Source organism: Streptomyces sp. HUAS MG56, from assembly GCF_058673395.1.
Genome location: NZ_CM178722.1, coordinates 9,237,068 through 9,251,528, shown reverse-complemented (window position 1 = coordinate 9,251,528; position 14,461 = coordinate 9,237,068). Strand labels below are relative to the sequence as shown.

At 70.9% G+C, this 14,461-nt stretch carries 16 protein-coding genes and 1 pseudogene; 11 read left to right on the top strand and 6 right to left on the bottom strand.

What is annotated here, in order from left to right; all coding sequences use genetic code 11:
* Positions 1 to 138 precede the first annotated feature (138 nt).
* From AC4OXY_RS42690 to AC4OXY_RS42665, 6 genes are all read left to right on the top strand, one after another.
* The gene (locus AC4OXY_RS42690; RefSeq protein WP_356039361.1) at positions 139 to 801 is read left to right on the top strand and encodes a DedA family protein; all 663 of its coding nucleotides are present in this window, start codon (positions 139 to 141) and stop codon (positions 799 to 801) included.
* Positions 798 to 1,400: a phosphatase PAP2 family protein gene (locus AC4OXY_RS42685; protein WP_356039359.1), complete on the top strand. Its 603-nt coding sequence runs from the start codon at positions 798 to 800 to the stop codon at positions 1,398 to 1,400. The genes AC4OXY_RS42690 and AC4OXY_RS42685 overlap by 4 nt, the downstream gene beginning before the upstream one ends.
* Complete coding sequence (locus tag AC4OXY_RS42680; protein WP_491992395.1) at positions 1,397 to 2,152, top strand: phosphatase PAP2 family protein; 756 nt, start codon at positions 1,397 to 1,399, stop codon at positions 2,150 to 2,152. Before AC4OXY_RS42685 ends, AC4OXY_RS42680 begins: the two co-directional genes overlap by 4 nt.
* The gene (locus tag AC4OXY_RS42675) at positions 2,106 to 2,771 is read left to right on the top strand and encodes a response regulator transcription factor (RefSeq protein WP_356039353.1); all 666 of its coding nucleotides are present in this window, start codon (positions 2,106 to 2,108) and stop codon (positions 2,769 to 2,771) included. The genes AC4OXY_RS42680 and AC4OXY_RS42675 overlap by 47 nt, the downstream gene beginning before the upstream one ends.
* A 44-nt stretch (positions 2,772 to 2,815) precedes the next feature.
* Entirely contained in the window at positions 2,816 to 4,189 is a 1,374-nt protein-coding gene (locus AC4OXY_RS42670; protein WP_491992394.1) for a sensor histidine kinase, read from the top strand.
* A 278-nt stretch (positions 4,190 to 4,467) separates the two neighbouring features.
* Positions 4,468 to 5,127, top strand: coding sequence for a formylglycine-generating enzyme family protein (locus AC4OXY_RS42665; protein ID WP_491994727.1), 660 nt, complete (start codon positions 4,468 to 4,470; stop codon positions 5,125 to 5,127).
* A 40-nt stretch (positions 5,128 to 5,167) separates the two neighbouring features.
* Here the strand turns inward: AC4OXY_RS42665 and AC4OXY_RS42660 are convergent.
* Positions 5,168 to 5,350: pseudogene (locus tag AC4OXY_RS42660) on the bottom strand (IS630 family transposase); the annotation flags it as partial.
* 794 nt (positions 5,351 to 6,144) lie between these two features.
* Between AC4OXY_RS42660 and AC4OXY_RS42655 the strand changes: the two are divergent.
* The gene (locus AC4OXY_RS42655) at positions 6,145 to 6,330 is read left to right on the top strand and encodes a hypothetical protein (protein ID WP_356039344.1); all 186 of its coding nucleotides are present in this window, start codon (positions 6,145 to 6,147) and stop codon (positions 6,328 to 6,330) included.
* Positions 6,331 to 7,151: 821 nt separating this feature from the next.
* Here the strand turns inward: AC4OXY_RS42655 and AC4OXY_RS42650 are convergent.
* Positions 7,152 to 8,021: a trypsin-like serine peptidase gene (locus AC4OXY_RS42650; protein ID WP_356039341.1), complete on the bottom strand. Its 870-nt coding sequence runs from the start codon at positions 8,019 to 8,021 to the stop codon at positions 7,152 to 7,154.
* Between the two features lie 801 nt (positions 8,022 to 8,822).
* On the opposite strand from AC4OXY_RS42650, the gene AC4OXY_RS42645 reads away from it, so the two are divergent.
* Both AC4OXY_RS42645 and AC4OXY_RS42640 read left to right on the top strand, forming a co-directional pair.
* On the top strand, positions 8,823 to 10,163 hold the full coding sequence (locus AC4OXY_RS42645; RefSeq protein WP_362819533.1) for a S53 family peptidase: 1,341 nt from the start codon (positions 8,823 to 8,825) through the stop codon (positions 10,161 to 10,163).
* A gap of 75 nt (positions 10,164 to 10,238) precedes the next feature.
* Entirely contained in the window at positions 10,239 to 10,397 is a 159-nt protein-coding gene (locus AC4OXY_RS42640) for a hypothetical protein (RefSeq protein WP_356039336.1), read from the top strand.
* A gap of 6 nt (positions 10,398 to 10,403) precedes the next feature.
* Here AC4OXY_RS42640 and AC4OXY_RS42635 read toward each other — a convergent pair whose 3' ends face one another.
* Positions 10,404 to 10,940 carry a transglycosylase SLT domain-containing protein gene (locus tag AC4OXY_RS42635; protein ID WP_491992393.1) on the bottom strand — a complete coding sequence of 179 codons (537 nt, stop codon included), beginning with the start codon at positions 10,938 to 10,940 and terminating at the stop codon, positions 10,404 to 10,406.
* 454 nt (positions 10,941 to 11,394) lie between these two features.
* Here AC4OXY_RS42635 and AC4OXY_RS42630 point away from each other — a divergent pair, with 454 nt between their 5' ends.
* Together AC4OXY_RS42630 and AC4OXY_RS42625 are read left to right on the top strand one after the other, a co-directional pair.
* Positions 11,395 to 11,853, top strand: coding sequence for an RNA polymerase sigma factor (locus AC4OXY_RS42630; RefSeq protein ID WP_356040238.1), 459 nt, complete (start codon positions 11,395 to 11,397; stop codon positions 11,851 to 11,853).
* On the top strand, positions 11,850 to 12,299 hold the full coding sequence (locus AC4OXY_RS42625; RefSeq protein WP_491992392.1) for a hypothetical protein: 450 nt from the start codon (positions 11,850 to 11,852) through the stop codon (positions 12,297 to 12,299). The genes AC4OXY_RS42630 and AC4OXY_RS42625 overlap by 4 nt, the downstream gene beginning before the upstream one ends.
* A 4-nt stretch (positions 12,300 to 12,303) precedes the next feature.
* Here AC4OXY_RS42625 and AC4OXY_RS42620 read toward each other — a convergent pair whose 3' ends face one another.
* From AC4OXY_RS42620 to AC4OXY_RS42610, 3 genes are all read right to left on the bottom strand, one after another.
* A complete protein-coding gene (locus AC4OXY_RS42620; protein ID WP_356040233.1) occupies positions 12,304 to 13,209 on the bottom strand; it encodes an alpha/beta fold hydrolase in 906 nt (301 codons plus the stop codon).
* 108 nt (positions 13,210 to 13,317) lie between these two features.
* Complete coding sequence (locus AC4OXY_RS42615; protein WP_491992391.1) at positions 13,318 to 13,866, bottom strand: hypothetical protein; 549 nt, start codon at positions 13,864 to 13,866, stop codon at positions 13,318 to 13,320.
* Between the two features lie 151 nt (positions 13,867 to 14,017).
* Positions 14,018 to 14,461 carry a DUF6114 domain-containing protein gene (locus AC4OXY_RS42610; RefSeq protein ID WP_356040228.1) on the bottom strand — a complete coding sequence of 148 codons (444 nt, stop codon included), beginning with the start codon at positions 14,459 to 14,461 and terminating at the stop codon, positions 14,018 to 14,020.

The window sequence follows — 14,461 nt, the reverse complement described above, 5'->3', positions numbered from 1 at the left end:
GCAAGGCAAAGCCCGGGAACGATCCGCGCTCTCCGTTCGTCTACACCTCCGTCGACCGTCTACAAATATGTAGTCGGATGTAGTCGAGATGTCCTTCGAGACGTACGTCGAAGGAACCCGAAGGAAGGGCGTACGGCGATGGCCACTCCCCCACACCTGGCATCGCAGCTCGCGGTCAACGTGCTCGACGCCCACTCCCTGCTCGCCGCCTTCGGCGTGCTCGGTGTCGGCGTCGTGCTCTTCGCCGAGACCGGCCTGCTGATCGGGTTCTTCCTGCCCGGGGACTCGCTACTGTTCACGGCTGGCCTGCTGTGCACGGGCTCGGCGAGCAGCGGACTGCATCTCTCCCTCGGCCCGCTGCTCACCGCCGCGGCCGTCGGCGCGCTGGCCGGCTCGCAGTGCGGCTTCCTGATCGGCCGCAAGGCGGGCGGCGCGCTGCTGGCCCGCACCCGGTCGGCCAAGCTGCGCGAGGGCGCGCAGCGCGCCGAGGAACTGCTGGAGCGCTACGGCCACGCGAAGGCGATCGTGCTGGCCCGCTTCGTCCCGGTGGTGCGCACGGTGCTCAACCCCATGGCGGGCGCGCTCGGCGTGCCGGCGCGCACGTTCACCGTCTGGCAGACGGTGGGCGGGCTCGTGTGGAGCCTCGGCCTCACCCTCGCCGGATACGCGCTGGGCTCCTCGATCCCCAACGTCGACAAGTACCTGCTGCCGGTGATCGCGCTGATCGTCGTGGTGTCCCTGCTGCCGATCGCCGCCGAGCTGCTGCGCTCCCGCCGCGCCGCCAAGGAGGCGCGCGGATGAACCTCGCCCTGACGGGCTCGTCGGTCGACGGGCCGCTCTACCGGGACGTGGTGGACCTCGCCCACCGGGCCCCCGGCTGGCTGGACGGCGTGATCGCGGTGTGGTCGGCGTACGGGCTGGCGGTGTTCGCGCTGCTCATGCTCGCCGGCTGGTGGCGGGCCCGCCGCGAGGGCACCACGGCGGCCCTGACCGCGCTGGCCGTCCCCGCGGTGGTGGTGCTGGCCTACGCGGTGACCAGCGTGGTGAAACCGCTGGTGGCCGAGGACCGGCCGTGCCGGCATCTGGCCTTCCGCACGCTGGAGGCGTGTCCCGCGCGGGGCGACTGGTCGTTCCCGAGCAACCACGCCACGATCGCCTTCGCGGCGGCGGTGGCCCTGTTCTTCGTCTCCCGGCGCCTCGGCGTCGTGGCGGCCGTGTGCGCGGGCGCCATGGGGGCGTCCCGGGTATGGGTCGGGGTGCACTATCCGCACGACGTCGCCGTGGGGGCGGCGGTCGGCGCGGCGGTGGCCTTCCTTGCCATGACCGCCCTGAAGCGACTGCCGGAGGATCTGCCGAGACGGCTGTCGGGAACGCGGCTGCGGCCCTTGCTGGTGTCATGAACCGCGGCCGGTTCACCGAGTCGGCGGGCACCGTCGCCCTGGCCGCCTGGCTGGCGTTCGCGGTGCTGACCGCCGTACTGATCAGCGACCAGGCCGGCCCGCTCTACCTGGACCGGGGCCTGCTGTCCTGGTCCGTCGCGCACCGCCCGCCGGCCGCGGTGGCGCTCGCCCGCGGGCTGACCTCGACGGGCACGGGTGCCGTGCCCTACGTCCTGGCGGCCCTGGCCGGGCTGATCGCGGGGCGCACCGCGCGGCAGCGGCTGACGGCCGCGCTGCTCGGCTTGGCCTGCCTCGTCGCGGGCCAGGCGGTGCGCTACGGCGTCATGGACCTGGTCGCCCGCGCCCGGCCGCCGCGCCACGACTGGCTGACCCAGGCCTCCGGCTGGTCGTTCCCCTCCGGCCACACCACCACGAGCGCGCTGACGGCCGGGCTGCTGATCCTGGCCCTCGCCCTGCGCGCCCCGCGGGGCCGGACCGTGCTGTGCGCGCTGGTCGCCCTCTGGGCGGCGGGGGTCGGCCTGACCCGCGTCTACCTCGGCGTCCACTGGTTCACCGACGTCGTCGGCGGCTGGCTGTTCGCGGTCGGCTGGCTCGCCGTGTTCGCCGGCACGGCGGCCCGCCTGCTGCCCGCGCGCCACCTGCCCGCTCCCCCGGAGCCAGGCCCACCCCACCCGAGCGATCCGGCCGACGGGCCGGTGGAGAGTGATGCGCCAGAGGATCCTCATCGTCGAGGACGATCACGCCCTGCGTGACGTACTGCGCCGAGGTCTGCACGACGAGGACTTCGACACGGTCACGGCAGCCGACGGCGCGACCGCCCTGCGGCTGGCGACACCGGACATATCCGCCGTCGTGCTGGACGTCGGCCTGCCCGACGCCGACGGACGCGACGTCTGCCAGGCGATGCGCGCGGGCGGCTTCCTCGCCCCGGTCGTCTTCCTGACCGCGCGGCACGGGCTGAGCGACCGGCTCTCCGGCTTCTCGGCCGGCGGCGACGACTACCTGCCCAAGCCCTTCCACCTCGCCGAGCTGGCCGCCCGGCTGCGCGCCGCGCTGCGCCGGGCCGCCCCGCCGCCCGTGGCCGCCACGCCGGGCGGCCTGGTGCTGGACGCCGTCCGGCACAGCGCCACCGTGAACGGCGGCCGCCTCGACCTCACCCCGACCGAGTTCCGGCTGCTGGCGGCGCTCGCCGCGGCGGGCGGGGAACTGGTACGGCGCCGTGACCTGCTGCGCGCGGCCTGGCCTGAGGGCGCCCAGGTCAGCGACAACACGCTGGACCAGTATCTGACCCGGCTGCGCCGCAAGCTGCGCGCGGCGGGCAGCGAGCTGAGCATCGCCACGGCCCGCGGAATCGGCCACCGCCTGACATGACGACCAACTGGCATGAAGACTTCCTGACATGAGGACTCCCTGAGATGAGGGCCCCGGCACCCGCCCGCCCGCTCCGCCTTCTCCTCGCCCGGCTCGCCCCGCGCACCCTGCGCGGGCGGCTCTCGCTGGTCGCGCTGACCACGGCCGCGCTGCTGATGGTGATCCTCACCGTGGTGTTCAACACCGTGGTCCGCCATCGCCTCGACCAGGAGGCGGACGACACGCTGCGCACCCGCGCGGCGGCCGTGGCCACGACCGTCGACACCCGGCACGGCCGGGTGCGGGTGCTGGAGACCTCGGGCGACCGCCTGCTGGACACCAACGCGTGGATCTACGCCGGCGGCCGGCTGCTGGAGCGGCCCCCGTCCGGACCGGGTGAACTGACCGGTGCCGCCGACGGCCTGGCCGCCCTGGGCCGGCGCGCGTGCCGCACGGCGCACGGCCCCGACACGATACGGCTGTGCGCGGAGCCGGTACCCGGCGGCGCGACGCGGGCCACCGTGGTCGCGGCGCTGGACCTCGCCCCGTACCGCAGCTCGGCCCGGACCCTGCTGCTCGGCTCCTTCGCGCTGGACGCGGTGATGCTCGGCTGCACCTACGCGCTGACCCGGCTGGCGGTGGGACGGGCACTGCGGCCGGTGCGGGCCATGACGGACCAGGCGACGCAGTGGAGCGCCGTGGGCTCCGCGCAGCGGTTCACGGGCCGCGGCGGGCCGGCCGAACTGACCGCGCTGGGCACCTCGTTGGACTCCCTGCTGGACCGCATCCGGGCGGTGCTGCGGCACGAGCGGCAGCTGACCGGCGAGCTGTCCCACGAACTGCGCACCCCGCTCAGCCGGATCGTCGCCGAGCTGGACTGGTGGCACGCCCGCCCGCGCTCCGACGCCGACACGAAGGCCTCACTCGGCGTCGTCGCCGAGGCCGCGCAGTCGATGCGCACCATCTGCGACACCCTGCTGGCCGAGGCCCGCGAGGGGATGACGACGGCTCCCGGCACGGCCGACGTGCCGACGGTGCTGCGCCAACTGGCCACGCAGCCGGACGCCTCCCCGTCCGTGCGGGTGACCGTCCCTGAACCGCTCACCGCCGGGGTACAGCCGGCGCTCCTCGAACGGATCGTCAGTCCGCTGCTGGCCAACGCGGTGCGGTACGCCCGTACGACGGTCACGCTCGCCGCGTCCCGCTCGGACGACGGCATCCGGATCGAGGTCACGGACGACGGCCCGGGCGTACCGGCCGCCTTCACGGACCTGCTCTTCCAGCCCGGCAAACGGGCCGACCCCGCCGACGGGCACTCCGGCGCGGGCCTGGGCCTGCCGCTCGCCCGGCGTCTGGCCAGGTCAGCAGGGGGCGAGGTGTCCTACGACCCGGGGCACGGGCCGGGGGCGCGGTTCGTGGTGATCCTGCCGACGGGCTGACCGGACCCGGCTCGGCCGGATGGCTCGGTGCGCGGTGACGTCCTTGCGGATCGTCATCGGGTGGAGTGACGTGGTGCGCTCGGCGCAGCGTCAGGGCTCGGAGACGATCATTGTCAATGCCCTGCCGGCATCCGCCCATTGCCCTTGGGCTACTGGTCCTTCCTCCCCTCCGCGGTGTACGAAGTTGATCTGGCTCCACCGCCGATCGGAAAGATCGGCAGAGCGGTGGGCAGACGCCGGTAGGGTGGCCTGTTGTGGACGCGGGGGCAGGGAACGAGATGGTTGCGGTCCCGTCGGGACGGGTGACGCTGTCGGACCGGCGGACGCAGAGCAGTTGGCCGGTCGAGGTCGCGCCGTTTCAGATGTCGGCGTTCCCGGTCACGCAGTCCTGGTACGCACGAGTCACGGGTCGACGGCCGAGCAGCGCCCAGGGTGAGCGGCTGCCGGTTGAGGGTGTTTCGTGGTGGGACGCGGTCCAGTTCTGTAACGCCTCGTCCCAACGGGAGGGGCTGACGCCCGCGTATCGCCTGTGCGTCGACGCCGAGACGGCCGAGTGGGACGCCTCCGCAGACGGGTACCGGCTGCCGACCGAGGCTGAGTGGGAGCACGCCTGTCGTGCGGGCACTACTGGCCCGCGGTACGGCCGGCTCGACGAGGTCGCCTGGTACCAGGGCAATTCCGATGGGCGGATCCACTCTGTCGGCGACAAGCAGCCCAACGCATGGGGCCTGTACGACATGCTGGGCAATGTGTGGGACTGGTGCTGGGACGTCTACGACGCCGAGGTGTATGGGGCCTACCGGGTGCTCCGTGGTGGTGGATGGGCCGACGAGCACTGGAGCTGCCGGGCGTCGGTGCGGCGGCGCAGTCACCCGGCTTTCCGGATCGACGACGTGGGATTTCGCGTCGTGCGCTCCACACCACCGCCTCGGCCGTAACAGCCTCATTCCGTACCGCCCAGTTACTGACTTCGGCTCGTCAAGGTGACGCAGACTCATCGAGAGTCAGGCCGGTGCCCGCCATGAAGCCGTCGAGGGTGTCGAGCCGGTACTGAAGGCGTTTGAGCCGGTTGCGGACGAGCACTTCCAGACGGTCGAGAGCGACGACGGCGACGTCGACCAAGCTGCGTTTGACGTGTGCCCCCACGCCCTCGACGGGATTGTGGACTCTTGCCGGCGTCCGCCTCTGCTCCTGCGAGCCGTCGAAGGTGACGCCGGCCTTCTCCGCGGCACCCGGCCTCTCAGCGGTGGTCGGCTGGGCAGGCTGCCGGGCGTGTGGCTGCGATGGCTGTGGCTGCTGTGGCTCGCGGCCGTCGTGCAGGTCGCGCAGCCGGCTACCGCCGGCCTTCCCGGCGCTGCCAAGAACGTGCCAGCCGGGCGCGGCACCGGTCCGCTCGCCCTGGGCGACGCCATCCCCGTTCCCCTCTGCGCGCCGTCGTCAGCATCGGAGACGTGCTCCTGATCGTCGCCGCGGCCCTGCTCGGGGCAACCGCCATGCACCACCCAGCCAACGCCGCTCAAGCAGCGCATCAGCCATGTCCCACACCCTCACCTGGCAGCGCTTGACGCTGATCGTGTTCACCCTGGCCTCGGTCGCCGTCCTCCTCCACACCCTCGGCGCCCCCAGCTGGACCGGCGGCTGACCAGTCGGTTTGCTGTACGCCCAGGCTCCGTCCTCCGCCGAACATCGCATTCCCGACGCTGCCGCCTTCGATCGTGCCGGAAAAGTGCGGCGAAGTCGCTGCTGATCGATCTCCTGGTCCGTATCCGATATGGAGTCGATCAATCCCGCAACGCGGAGGATTCAATCAAGCTCGGGTACGCGGTGAGGCTGAAAAGAGAGTTCATGCTGGCGGGTAGTCAACTATCCTGCTACGTAATAGACTTTGTGTAGATCTGAGCCCAACTGGTCCAAAAAAATCCACGGGGGAACTGATGAGGCTCCGCACTTCTGTCATGCTCGGCGCCAGTTTGCTCGTCGCCATTTTGCTCTCCGTCGGCGGCGGGGGCGGTACCAGCGACACCGCCCATGCCGTGCAGGGCGGCACACAGTACGTCAAGGTCAGCCCGGACGCGTCCGCGACGGAGTACGGCCTTCTGGCCACCCCGGACGCGACACCCATGGAATACGGCCTCTTGTAGACCACCAACCCGCCAAACTGCCCGTGGCGGTGAACCAGTTCCGGGCCATTCCAGTGCCGCATCAGGCAACGTCTGGCTTGTGATGACGCGCCGTCCGGATGTGATCCGGGCGGCGCCTTGTCGGTCCGGTGCCACCGCGGCCCCGGCTTGTGGGCTGGGGCCGCGGTGGTGGTCAGAGGGCGCGGAGCGTGGCTTCGTCGAGGCGGCCGTGATGGCACGGGCGGCGGGCTGGCGCCGGCAACGCCGTACGGCAAGCGAGCGCAGCAGTGGGGGCGGGCAGCGACATCGGCTATGACCAGTGCGTCGATGTAGCCGTTGAACCCGAAGCCCGGGTTGTCGTTGTGAACGGGGTGGGCGCGCAGCTTCACGGTCACCTGGACCTGGCGGCCGACCATCTCCACCTTCACTTCCTCACGCCCGATCATGTACTCCCCGCCCCTGCCGTCCCGCAGTGCGGTGATCCTGAAGTCCTGCAGCGCCACGTCGATGACGGGCGTGCCGTCGTTGGGGTCCTGGGTGTTGCTGGTCGTTGATGTCGAAATGAACCCGCTCGAATGCCAGTGCCATTACGTCCGCCTCCTTGCGGAACTGGCAATCCGGCCGACTCCATCACAGAAGACCTGTCGCCGGATTCGGCGAGAGCGAGCCACACCTTCCTGGCAGGCCCGTCAAAGCCGGGGAGTTGGGGATGCTTGGCCGGCAACGTCGACGAGTCTTCCTCAGGCTTGACCAATTCCCAATTGTGTCAACGTTTCACCGTCATGATCCAGTCGCTGAACCTGTTCCATCCTGTCTCAGGACGGCGAACGGGCAAGTCGGGCTCAGTCCTCGTCCTGGGCGTGGTGGTAGAGCTTGGCGATGTCGTCGTCGAAGTACGCGGCGTAGGAGACATCGTCCTGCTCGCCGCCGCCTTCATGGCCGCCCAGGACGCCGATGACCGTGCCGGTGTGGCTCTTGGGGTCGTAGTCGGCGAGCCAGGGGCTTCCGCTGGTCCCGTCCTCAAGGTTGGCGCACTGGATGCGCAACTGGGTGTCGCTGAACTTCGTGGTGCGGTTCTGGCACGAGACCGGGGTGTCACGGCTGCTGGGATAGCCAGTGATCTTGACCTTGTTGTCGAAGCCGCGGTCCATGCCGAGGGTGTTGCCGCCCAGGACGTCCTGGATGTCCTTGCCGTCCTTCTGGTCCAGGACAAGGAAGGCGACGTCGAGGTCCTCGTCCTGCGACGCGGCCCAGCGGTCGTCGACGACCACCTTCCTGACCTTCCACAGGCCGGCGGGTTCGTCGCCCTTGCGGTAGCCGGGGGCGAAGACCAGGTCGTTCACCGGCTGTCCGGATTCGGCGTCGAAGGCGCAGTGGGCCGCGGTGATCAACATGTTCCGGCCCCGGCTCCGCACCACGCTCGCCGTGCAGAAGTGGGCACCCTGGTCGTCCTTCTGGAAGATCGCGCCGATCCGGGCGTTCTCCTCGGTCCTGCGGGGGGTGTACGCGTTGCCGTCCTTGGCCGGGGCCGACGCGAAGAGGTCCTGGTCCTGGCCCTGCGAGGGCTGGCCCGGCTCGCCGGACTTGCCGAAACCGCTGCGCCCGCTGCTCTTGGCCGTGTGGATTTCCTCCGCGGCGTCGCCCACCACTGCGGCCGCCCCGACGATGACCAGCGTCAGGGGCAGTATGGAATTCCTGATCAGCGAGCGCACAAGGTCATTATCGACGCGGGCCCGTGATGTGGGAGGTGCATCACCGGGAGGCTCCCGTCACAATCCACCGTCCGGATCGCCCATCGGCACCCTGGTCCAGCGTGCCACCCGCCACGTCGTGCTCCTGCACCTGCCCGGCGACCAGGGCGCTAGGCGTCCGGGACGCCGTCCGCGCGCGGGATACGCCGGACACATCCGGCTCAAGGCATCCCCCCGGTGACATCGGCTCGTCCGGTCGGCCGGTCAGGCGTGGTGGCGGGAACGCGATTCCCATGTCCGTCTGGCGGATCGGAGTCCTCGGGCGCCGGTCAGGACTTCGGGATGCCCGTGCCCGCACGTGTCGTCGGTACCGTCCGTGTCCCAGGCAACGTCCACAACCGTCCGGGGCGGAAGGGCGAGCTCCATGACCCTGCCGGGCGCGTTCCAGGTCGAAGAGTCCGGTGCCCGGGACGATGCACACCGCGGGGGTCCGGGCCACGCTCGGCGAGCTCGTTGCCGCTTGTCAGCTCGGGCAGGAAGGTGGCGGCTTCCCGTCACCTTCCTGCTCTCACCCCACGGGCGGTGCAGGCATGTTCGTTGTCCTGAAGTGACCACCGCCGCGGGCACACCAGCACCAACGGCGGTTCACTCGGTCGCCGCGGCAGCCTCACAAGACCTGCATTGGCATGACCTTGACCAGCGCAGGAGAGCGGCCGCATGGTGAACCAACCGGCCCGCAGCTGAACCGACATGCCGTTTGTCAATGCTGCTTTTCGTCACGTCCGGACCCGTCTGAACCGCCTGAAACCGCACGGAGGTTTGATGCACCGAAGCGAGATACCCTCCGGATCCCTGGTGATCCACCACCACCAACCGAGACGCCGGGTGCGGCGGACGGCAGGTGCCCTCACCGCGGTGCTCTCACTCGCCGCCACCACCCTCACCATCGGCCTGGCCACCGGGGCCCAGGCCGCCGCTCTCTCGCCCGCCCCGCGCTCGTCCGCCTCCACGGGCACGACGGACTTCGGCTGCGACCATCCTTCGAAGGTGGGACAAGCCCGCTGTTTCGGGGTCATGAAAGCCCACCGCACCGCCTCGGGCCGCATGTCACCGTTCACCAGCGGGTCCCCGACCACGGCGGGGTACATGCCGTCCGATCTGCGTTCCGCCTACAACCTGGGCGGCACCTCGGGATCCGGCCGCACGGTGGCCATCGTCGACGCCATGGACGATCCGCACGCCGAGTCCGACCTGGCCGCCTACCGCAGCGCCTACGGTCTGCCGTCGTGCACCACCGCCAACGGCTGCTTCCGCAAGGTGAACCAGAGCGGACAGGCGGCTCCGCTGCCCTCCGGTGACTACGGATGGGCCGAGGAGATCAGCCTCGACCTCGACATGGTCTCGGCGACATGCCCCGGCTGCCACATCCTCCTGGTCGAGGCGAAGTCGACGAACGTGCCGGATCTGATGAAGGCCGAGGACACCGCCGCCGCCACATCGGGCGTCGTCTCCGTCTCCAACAGCTGGGGCGGGTCCGAGGACAACACCGTCTCCTCCGTCGACTCACATCTCGACCATCCCGGCGTCGCGATCACGGCGAGCTCGGGTGACTCCGGTTACGGCGTCTCCTGGCCGGCGTCCTCCCCGTACGTCACCGCCGTGGGCGGCACCTCGCTGAGCAAGGCGTCCAACTCCCGCGGCTGGAGCGAGACCGCCTGGAGCGGCGCGGGCTCGGGCTGCTCGGCGTACGAGGCCAAGCCGTCCTGGCAGCACGACTCCGGATGTGCCAGGCGTTCCGTCGCCGATGTGTCCGCGGTCGCCGACCCCAGGACCGGGGTGGCGGTCTACGACACGTACAGCAGCTGCGGCGGCGCGTTGTTGTGCGACACCGAGCTGCAGCTCGGTCTCGCGCAGGGTGCCGACGGATGGGTCGAGGTCGGCGGCACCAGCGTCGCGTCGCCGATCATCGCGAGCGTCTACGCACTGGCCGGAAACACCTCCCAGGTCGTCAACGGCTCGTACCCGTACAGCCACACGTCGGCGCTCAACGACGTCACCTCGGGCAACAACGGCTCCTGCGGCGGTAGTTACCTGTGCACCGCGAGGCCGGGATACGACGGGCCGACCGGCCTCGGCACGCCCAACGGCACCGGGGCCTTCTGACGGCGCCTTCGTGCCGACAAGGGCTGGGCCGCGTCGCACTGGTGCGGCGCGAGCCCAGCCCTTGCCTTGTACGGGATGCTCGGCTCGGCGGACACGAAGCACATCGCCTCTGCCGGTGCGCGGCTGTTTGGCGACCACCTGGCCGGAGCCGTCGCGCAGGCGATCACCGACGCGATGGTCGAGCGCGGCCTGGCAGGCCGAGGGCGGTATCACGGTGCCGGGGCGGGCCTGTGACCGGGGTCAGTAGGCGGAGTTGACGTTGTCGATGGAGCCGTAGCGGTGGGCGGCGTAGTTGGCGGCCGCGGTGATGTTGGCGACCGGGTCCGTGACGCTGTGGGCGGTGCCGGAGACGTGGTAGGCGTTGAAGGTGGGGTCGATGACCTGGAGCAGGCCCTTGGAGGGGGTGCCCTTCTGCGCGTTCACGTCCCAGTTGTTCTGGGCGGCGGGGTTGCCGCCGGACTCGCGCATGATGTTGCGCTTGAGGCCGTCGTAGCTGCCCGGGATGCCCTTGGCCTTCATGATGCCGAGGGCCTGCTTGATCCAGCCGTCGAGGTTACCGCTGGTGCCGGACTTCTGCCGGGAGATGGTACGGCTTTCACTGCCCGCGACCTTCTTGGAGGCCGTGACCGCGTGGGAGGCGGGCGCCTGCGTCGCTTCGGCGGCCTGCGCGGTCGTCGGCATCAGGGTCAGGGCCGCGGCTGCGGCGCCGGTCGTGGTGATGCCGGTGAGGGCGAGAGTGCGCAGGCGGGCGATGCGGCTACGAGCGGTCGTGGTCATGCGAGAGCAACCCTCCGGTGGGGGACATCGTGGGGTGGCGGCCGCTGCTGACGGCTGCGCGTGGGACGGGGCGGGCGCCCCGAACCGCGGACGGGAGCGGTCGGGCCCGGCGGGGATCCGCCCGGCTGCCGCCTGGCTCCCGGCGACGAGAAACATGGTTAGCGGTGGTCGAGGCGGGACGCAATGATGTGACGTACTACCCCAGATCGGAGGAATGGCCGATATGGATGTGTATGTCAGCTTTAAAGCCTGTTCAGGGCATTCTGCTGGTACGACGCCGGATAGGATGTGATCTGGCTCCTATGGGTGGCGTCACGCCTCACGGCCCCTGAGGAGGGGCGGCCCGCGCGCTGTAGTGTCCGCGGTGATGGACGGCTCAGCAGGAGAACCCCGGCCGCCGTGGGATGCCGTGGCCCCACTGGTGCGGGCGGCGCGGGCGGGCGATGCACTGGCGATGGACGAGGTGCTGACCGTGGTGACGCCGTATGTGACCCGGTTGTGCCGGCCGATCGCTCTGTCGGATTGCGAGGATGCCGTCCAGGAGGCGTTGACCGCGGTCTTCGTCGGGATGCGGGGGCTGCGCGATCCACAGGCGTTCTACGGATGGGTGCGCACCGTCACCGTGCGCGAGGCGGTGCGGGTGGCGCGGCGAACCGCCGTCGAGCGGGCCGTCGATCCCGACGAAGTCGCCCGCCTGAGCGGCCTCGTCGACGTCGGTGACGGCGAACTGTCGGCACAGGTGCGGGACGTGCTCGCGCGGATGCCCGTGCATCATCGTGCCGTACTCGTCCTGCGCGAGCTTGAGGAGCTTGATGAACGACGTGCGGCCGAGATGCTGGACATCGCGCCGGGTACGGTCAAGTCCCGGCTGCACCGCGCCCGTTCGGCGTTCCGGAAGGCATGGCAGCAATGACCGTTGATGCCGTCACCCGGCTCCGGCTGCTGGCCGCGGGCCTGCACACCACGATGTACGAGGAGCAGCGTCTGGAGCTGCCGTACGACAGGGTGTGGGCGGTCGCCTCGGATCTTGCGGGCGAGCTGCCCCATCTGGTGCCGGGGTTGCGCGAGTTCCGCGTGCCGCCCGGCGACGCCGATCGCAAGCGCGCCCTGGCGGTGGGCCCGCTGGGCTGCCGCAGCGCCTTCGAGGTACGGCTCGCTCCCGGCTGGTGTCTCATGCAGTCGCGACTCGTGGTCGGGGGTATGGCCGCCGTGCCGGATGGCGACGGCACACGCTTCGCCATGCTCGGCGCGGCGCGTCCCGCCGCCCTGCGGCCGGTCCAGTGGGCGTACGCACTCGGGGCCCGCCGCAGCCGGGCCTTCATCGGGAAGGTCGCACTGCGGGCGGCCTTGCGTCCTTAGCCGTTCAACGCCCTGTCGCGAACAGCTCCCTCATCGCCCCGGCGACCGCGTGGGGACTCTCCCGGGGCAGGAAGTGGCCGGCGCCCGGCACGATCCGTACGGTCAGATCGTCCGCGTGGCCCTCGCCCCCGGCCAGCATGGACGGCGGTATCACGTTGTCCCGCTCGCCGCCCAGCAGCACCGTCGGGACGGTCAGCCGCTGCCCGCGCCGCACGCCGCGCAGCAGCGCCGGGATCTCGCGGACCACGTACTGCCAGAACATGGCCTGCCCGGCATGCGCGCTGACCTGCGCCGCGGCACTGAACTCCGCGAGCTCGCCGGGCTGCCAGACCGAACGGTCGGCGACCTGGTGACGCAGCAGGCAGCGGCAGAACGCCGGCCAGTGGCGCAGCACGGCCCGGCCGATCACCGGATACTCCACGAAGGCGGTGTACCACTGCCGCCACAGGTTCGGCAGGACGGCCCGCTGCCGCGGCCACGGGTGCGCCATGTTGAGCGCCAGGTACCCACGGAAGCGCTCCGGGGCCCGCAGACACATCCGGAAGCCGATCTGGGCGCCCCAGTCGTGCCCGACGAGATCCACACGGTGGAGCCCGAGTACGTCCAGCAGCGCGAGCATGTCGTCGGACAGGCCGTCGATGTCGTAGCCGCGTCGGGTCTGCTCCGACCAGCCGAAGCCCCGCAGATCCGGGCAGATCAGCCGACGGCCCGCGGCGGACAGCTCGGCGACCCGGTGCCAGGCGAACCAGTGCTGCGGAAAGCCGTGCAGCAGCAGGACCGGCGCCCCGGTCCCGTACTCGGCGACGTGCAGCCGGATGCCGCGCACCTCGGGCCAACTGTGACTCGCTCCTTGGGCGTTCGGGAGCGGCCTGCCGACGGTTGCCGTCATCGGGCCGGTACGTGATGTCATCGCGAACACCTCTCGCCTCCGGCAGGCCTCCTGAGGACCCGCTTCGGCATGCCAGGAGGAGGAGCCGGGCCAGAACGTTCCCTCGGCAGCACGCTCGTCTGCCGGCGGCTACGTCGTCGTGAGGTGGGGCCTGGGCAGTTTCAGAGTTCCGCCGGTCAGGCGGATCCGGTAGAGGGCCGCCCCTTCGATGATGACCGCTCGACGGCGGACGTTCCGCGCGGCCGGAAGCCGAGGAGAGAGCCAGTGCGGAACGGAGCTCGGGCTGATCACGACTCGTCCGCGCGGCGCGGCCGTCCTGCGGCCCGGTCCGAAGCCCGTGCCGACCAGCTTTTCCGCGTACAGCGTCGCCGGGCCCCCGGCGGTGGCGACGGTGCCGGCGCCGGCCTTCAGGTGCCAGGTGGTGAGACCCCTTCGGACCGTCAGGTCGAGGTCGGCGGCTTCGAAGGAGCGGACGGTGAACTTGAGCAGGCGCTCGGTTCCCGCCGGGGTCCTGACGGTGACCACACCCGCGAACCGGGTGCCGTGCAGCACGAGCCGCCGCGAGGTGAGGGTCCAGGAGTCCTCGGCGAGCACCTGGCCCCGCTCGTGCGGTCGTGTGCGGTGGCGCGAGGGATGGTGGGCGGGGGCCGGTCCCGTTCCCGGTGGCCCGGCCGTCATCGCCAGGAGAGCGAGAGGCAGTGAGCCCAGCAGCAACAGCTGCCCGACTGGTCCGCGAATTGCGGGACATGGGGTGCGCGCGCTCGGGACGCGTGCCGTGCGCAAGCCGATCGCGACCGGCGTGCCGTCGCGGGGCGGGACGCCGGAGCGGTCACCGGGCACGAGGTCCGCCGTCCGCCGGTGGCTCCGAGGTGTCCTCGGGTGCCATCCAGGCGCAGGCGAGGGAGCCGCCGATCAGGCCGGGGAGCGTACCGAGCAGAAGGCCACCGAAGTTGGCGAGCGGCAAGGCGACCAGGGACATCAGGATGGCGGCGATTCCCGCGAAGAGGCGCGCGTTCTGCTGGAACCACAGCAGGAGGCCGAGTACGACGAGAAGGACGCCGATGACCAGCGACGCGGCACCGGCAGTGCTGGAGAGCGCCAGGGTGACGCTGCCCCAACTCAGGTGTGCGTAGGGGAAATAGATGATCGGCAGACCCGCTGACAGAGTGATCAGGCCTGCCCAGAAGGGTCGGGTGTCGCGCCAGATGCGACATCCGTGTCTCGCACGGGAGAGGGCGTCACGCCACTCGGCCGGCATGGTCGGGGTTTTCAT

Coding starts and splice junctions, on each gene's coding strand:
- AC4OXY_RS42690 (WP_356039361.1), top strand. CDS start 139: ATGGCCACTCCCCCACACCTGGCATCGCAGCTCGCGGTCAACGTGCTC.
- AC4OXY_RS42685 (WP_356039359.1), top strand. CDS start 798: ATGAACCTCGCCCTGACGGGCTCGTCGGTCGACGGGCCGCTCTACCGG.
- AC4OXY_RS42680 (WP_491992395.1), top strand. CDS start 1,397: ATGAACCGCGGCCGGTTCACCGAGTCGGCGGGCACCGTCGCCCTGGCC.
- AC4OXY_RS42675 (WP_356039353.1), top strand. CDS start 2,106: ATGCGCCAGAGGATCCTCATCGTCGAGGACGATCACGCCCTGCGTGAC.
- AC4OXY_RS42670 (WP_491992394.1), top strand. CDS start 2,816: ATGAGGGCCCCGGCACCCGCCCGCCCGCTCCGCCTTCTCCTCGCCCGG.
- AC4OXY_RS42665 (WP_491994727.1), top strand. CDS start 4,468: ATGGTTGCGGTCCCGTCGGGACGGGTGACGCTGTCGGACCGGCGGACG.
- AC4OXY_RS42655 (WP_356039344.1), top strand. CDS start 6,145: ATGCTCGGCGCCAGTTTGCTCGTCGCCATTTTGCTCTCCGTCGGCGGC.
- AC4OXY_RS42645 (WP_362819533.1), top strand. CDS start 8,823: ATGCACCGAAGCGAGATACCCTCCGGATCCCTGGTGATCCACCACCAC.
- AC4OXY_RS42640 (WP_356039336.1), top strand. CDS start 10,239: ATGCTCGGCTCGGCGGACACGAAGCACATCGCCTCTGCCGGTGCGCGG.
- AC4OXY_RS42635 (WP_491992393.1), bottom strand. CDS start 10,940: ATGACCACGACCGCTCGTAGCCGCATCGCCCGCCTGCGCACTCTCGCC.
- AC4OXY_RS42630 (WP_356040238.1), top strand. CDS start 11,395: ATGGACGAGGTGCTGACCGTGGTGACGCCGTATGTGACCCGGTTGTGC.
- AC4OXY_RS42625 (WP_491992392.1), top strand. CDS start 11,850: ATGACCGTTGATGCCGTCACCCGGCTCCGGCTGCTGGCCGCGGGCCTG.
- AC4OXY_RS42620 (WP_356040233.1), bottom strand. CDS start 13,209: ATGACATCACGTACCGGCCCGATGACGGCAACCGTCGGCAGGCCGCTC.
- AC4OXY_RS42615 (WP_491992391.1), bottom strand. CDS start 13,866: ATGACGGCCGGGCCACCGGGAACGGGACCGGCCCCCGCCCACCATCCC.
- AC4OXY_RS42610 (WP_356040228.1), bottom strand. CDS start 14,461: ATGAAAACCCCGACCATGCCGGCCGAGTGGCGTGACGCCCTCTCCCGT.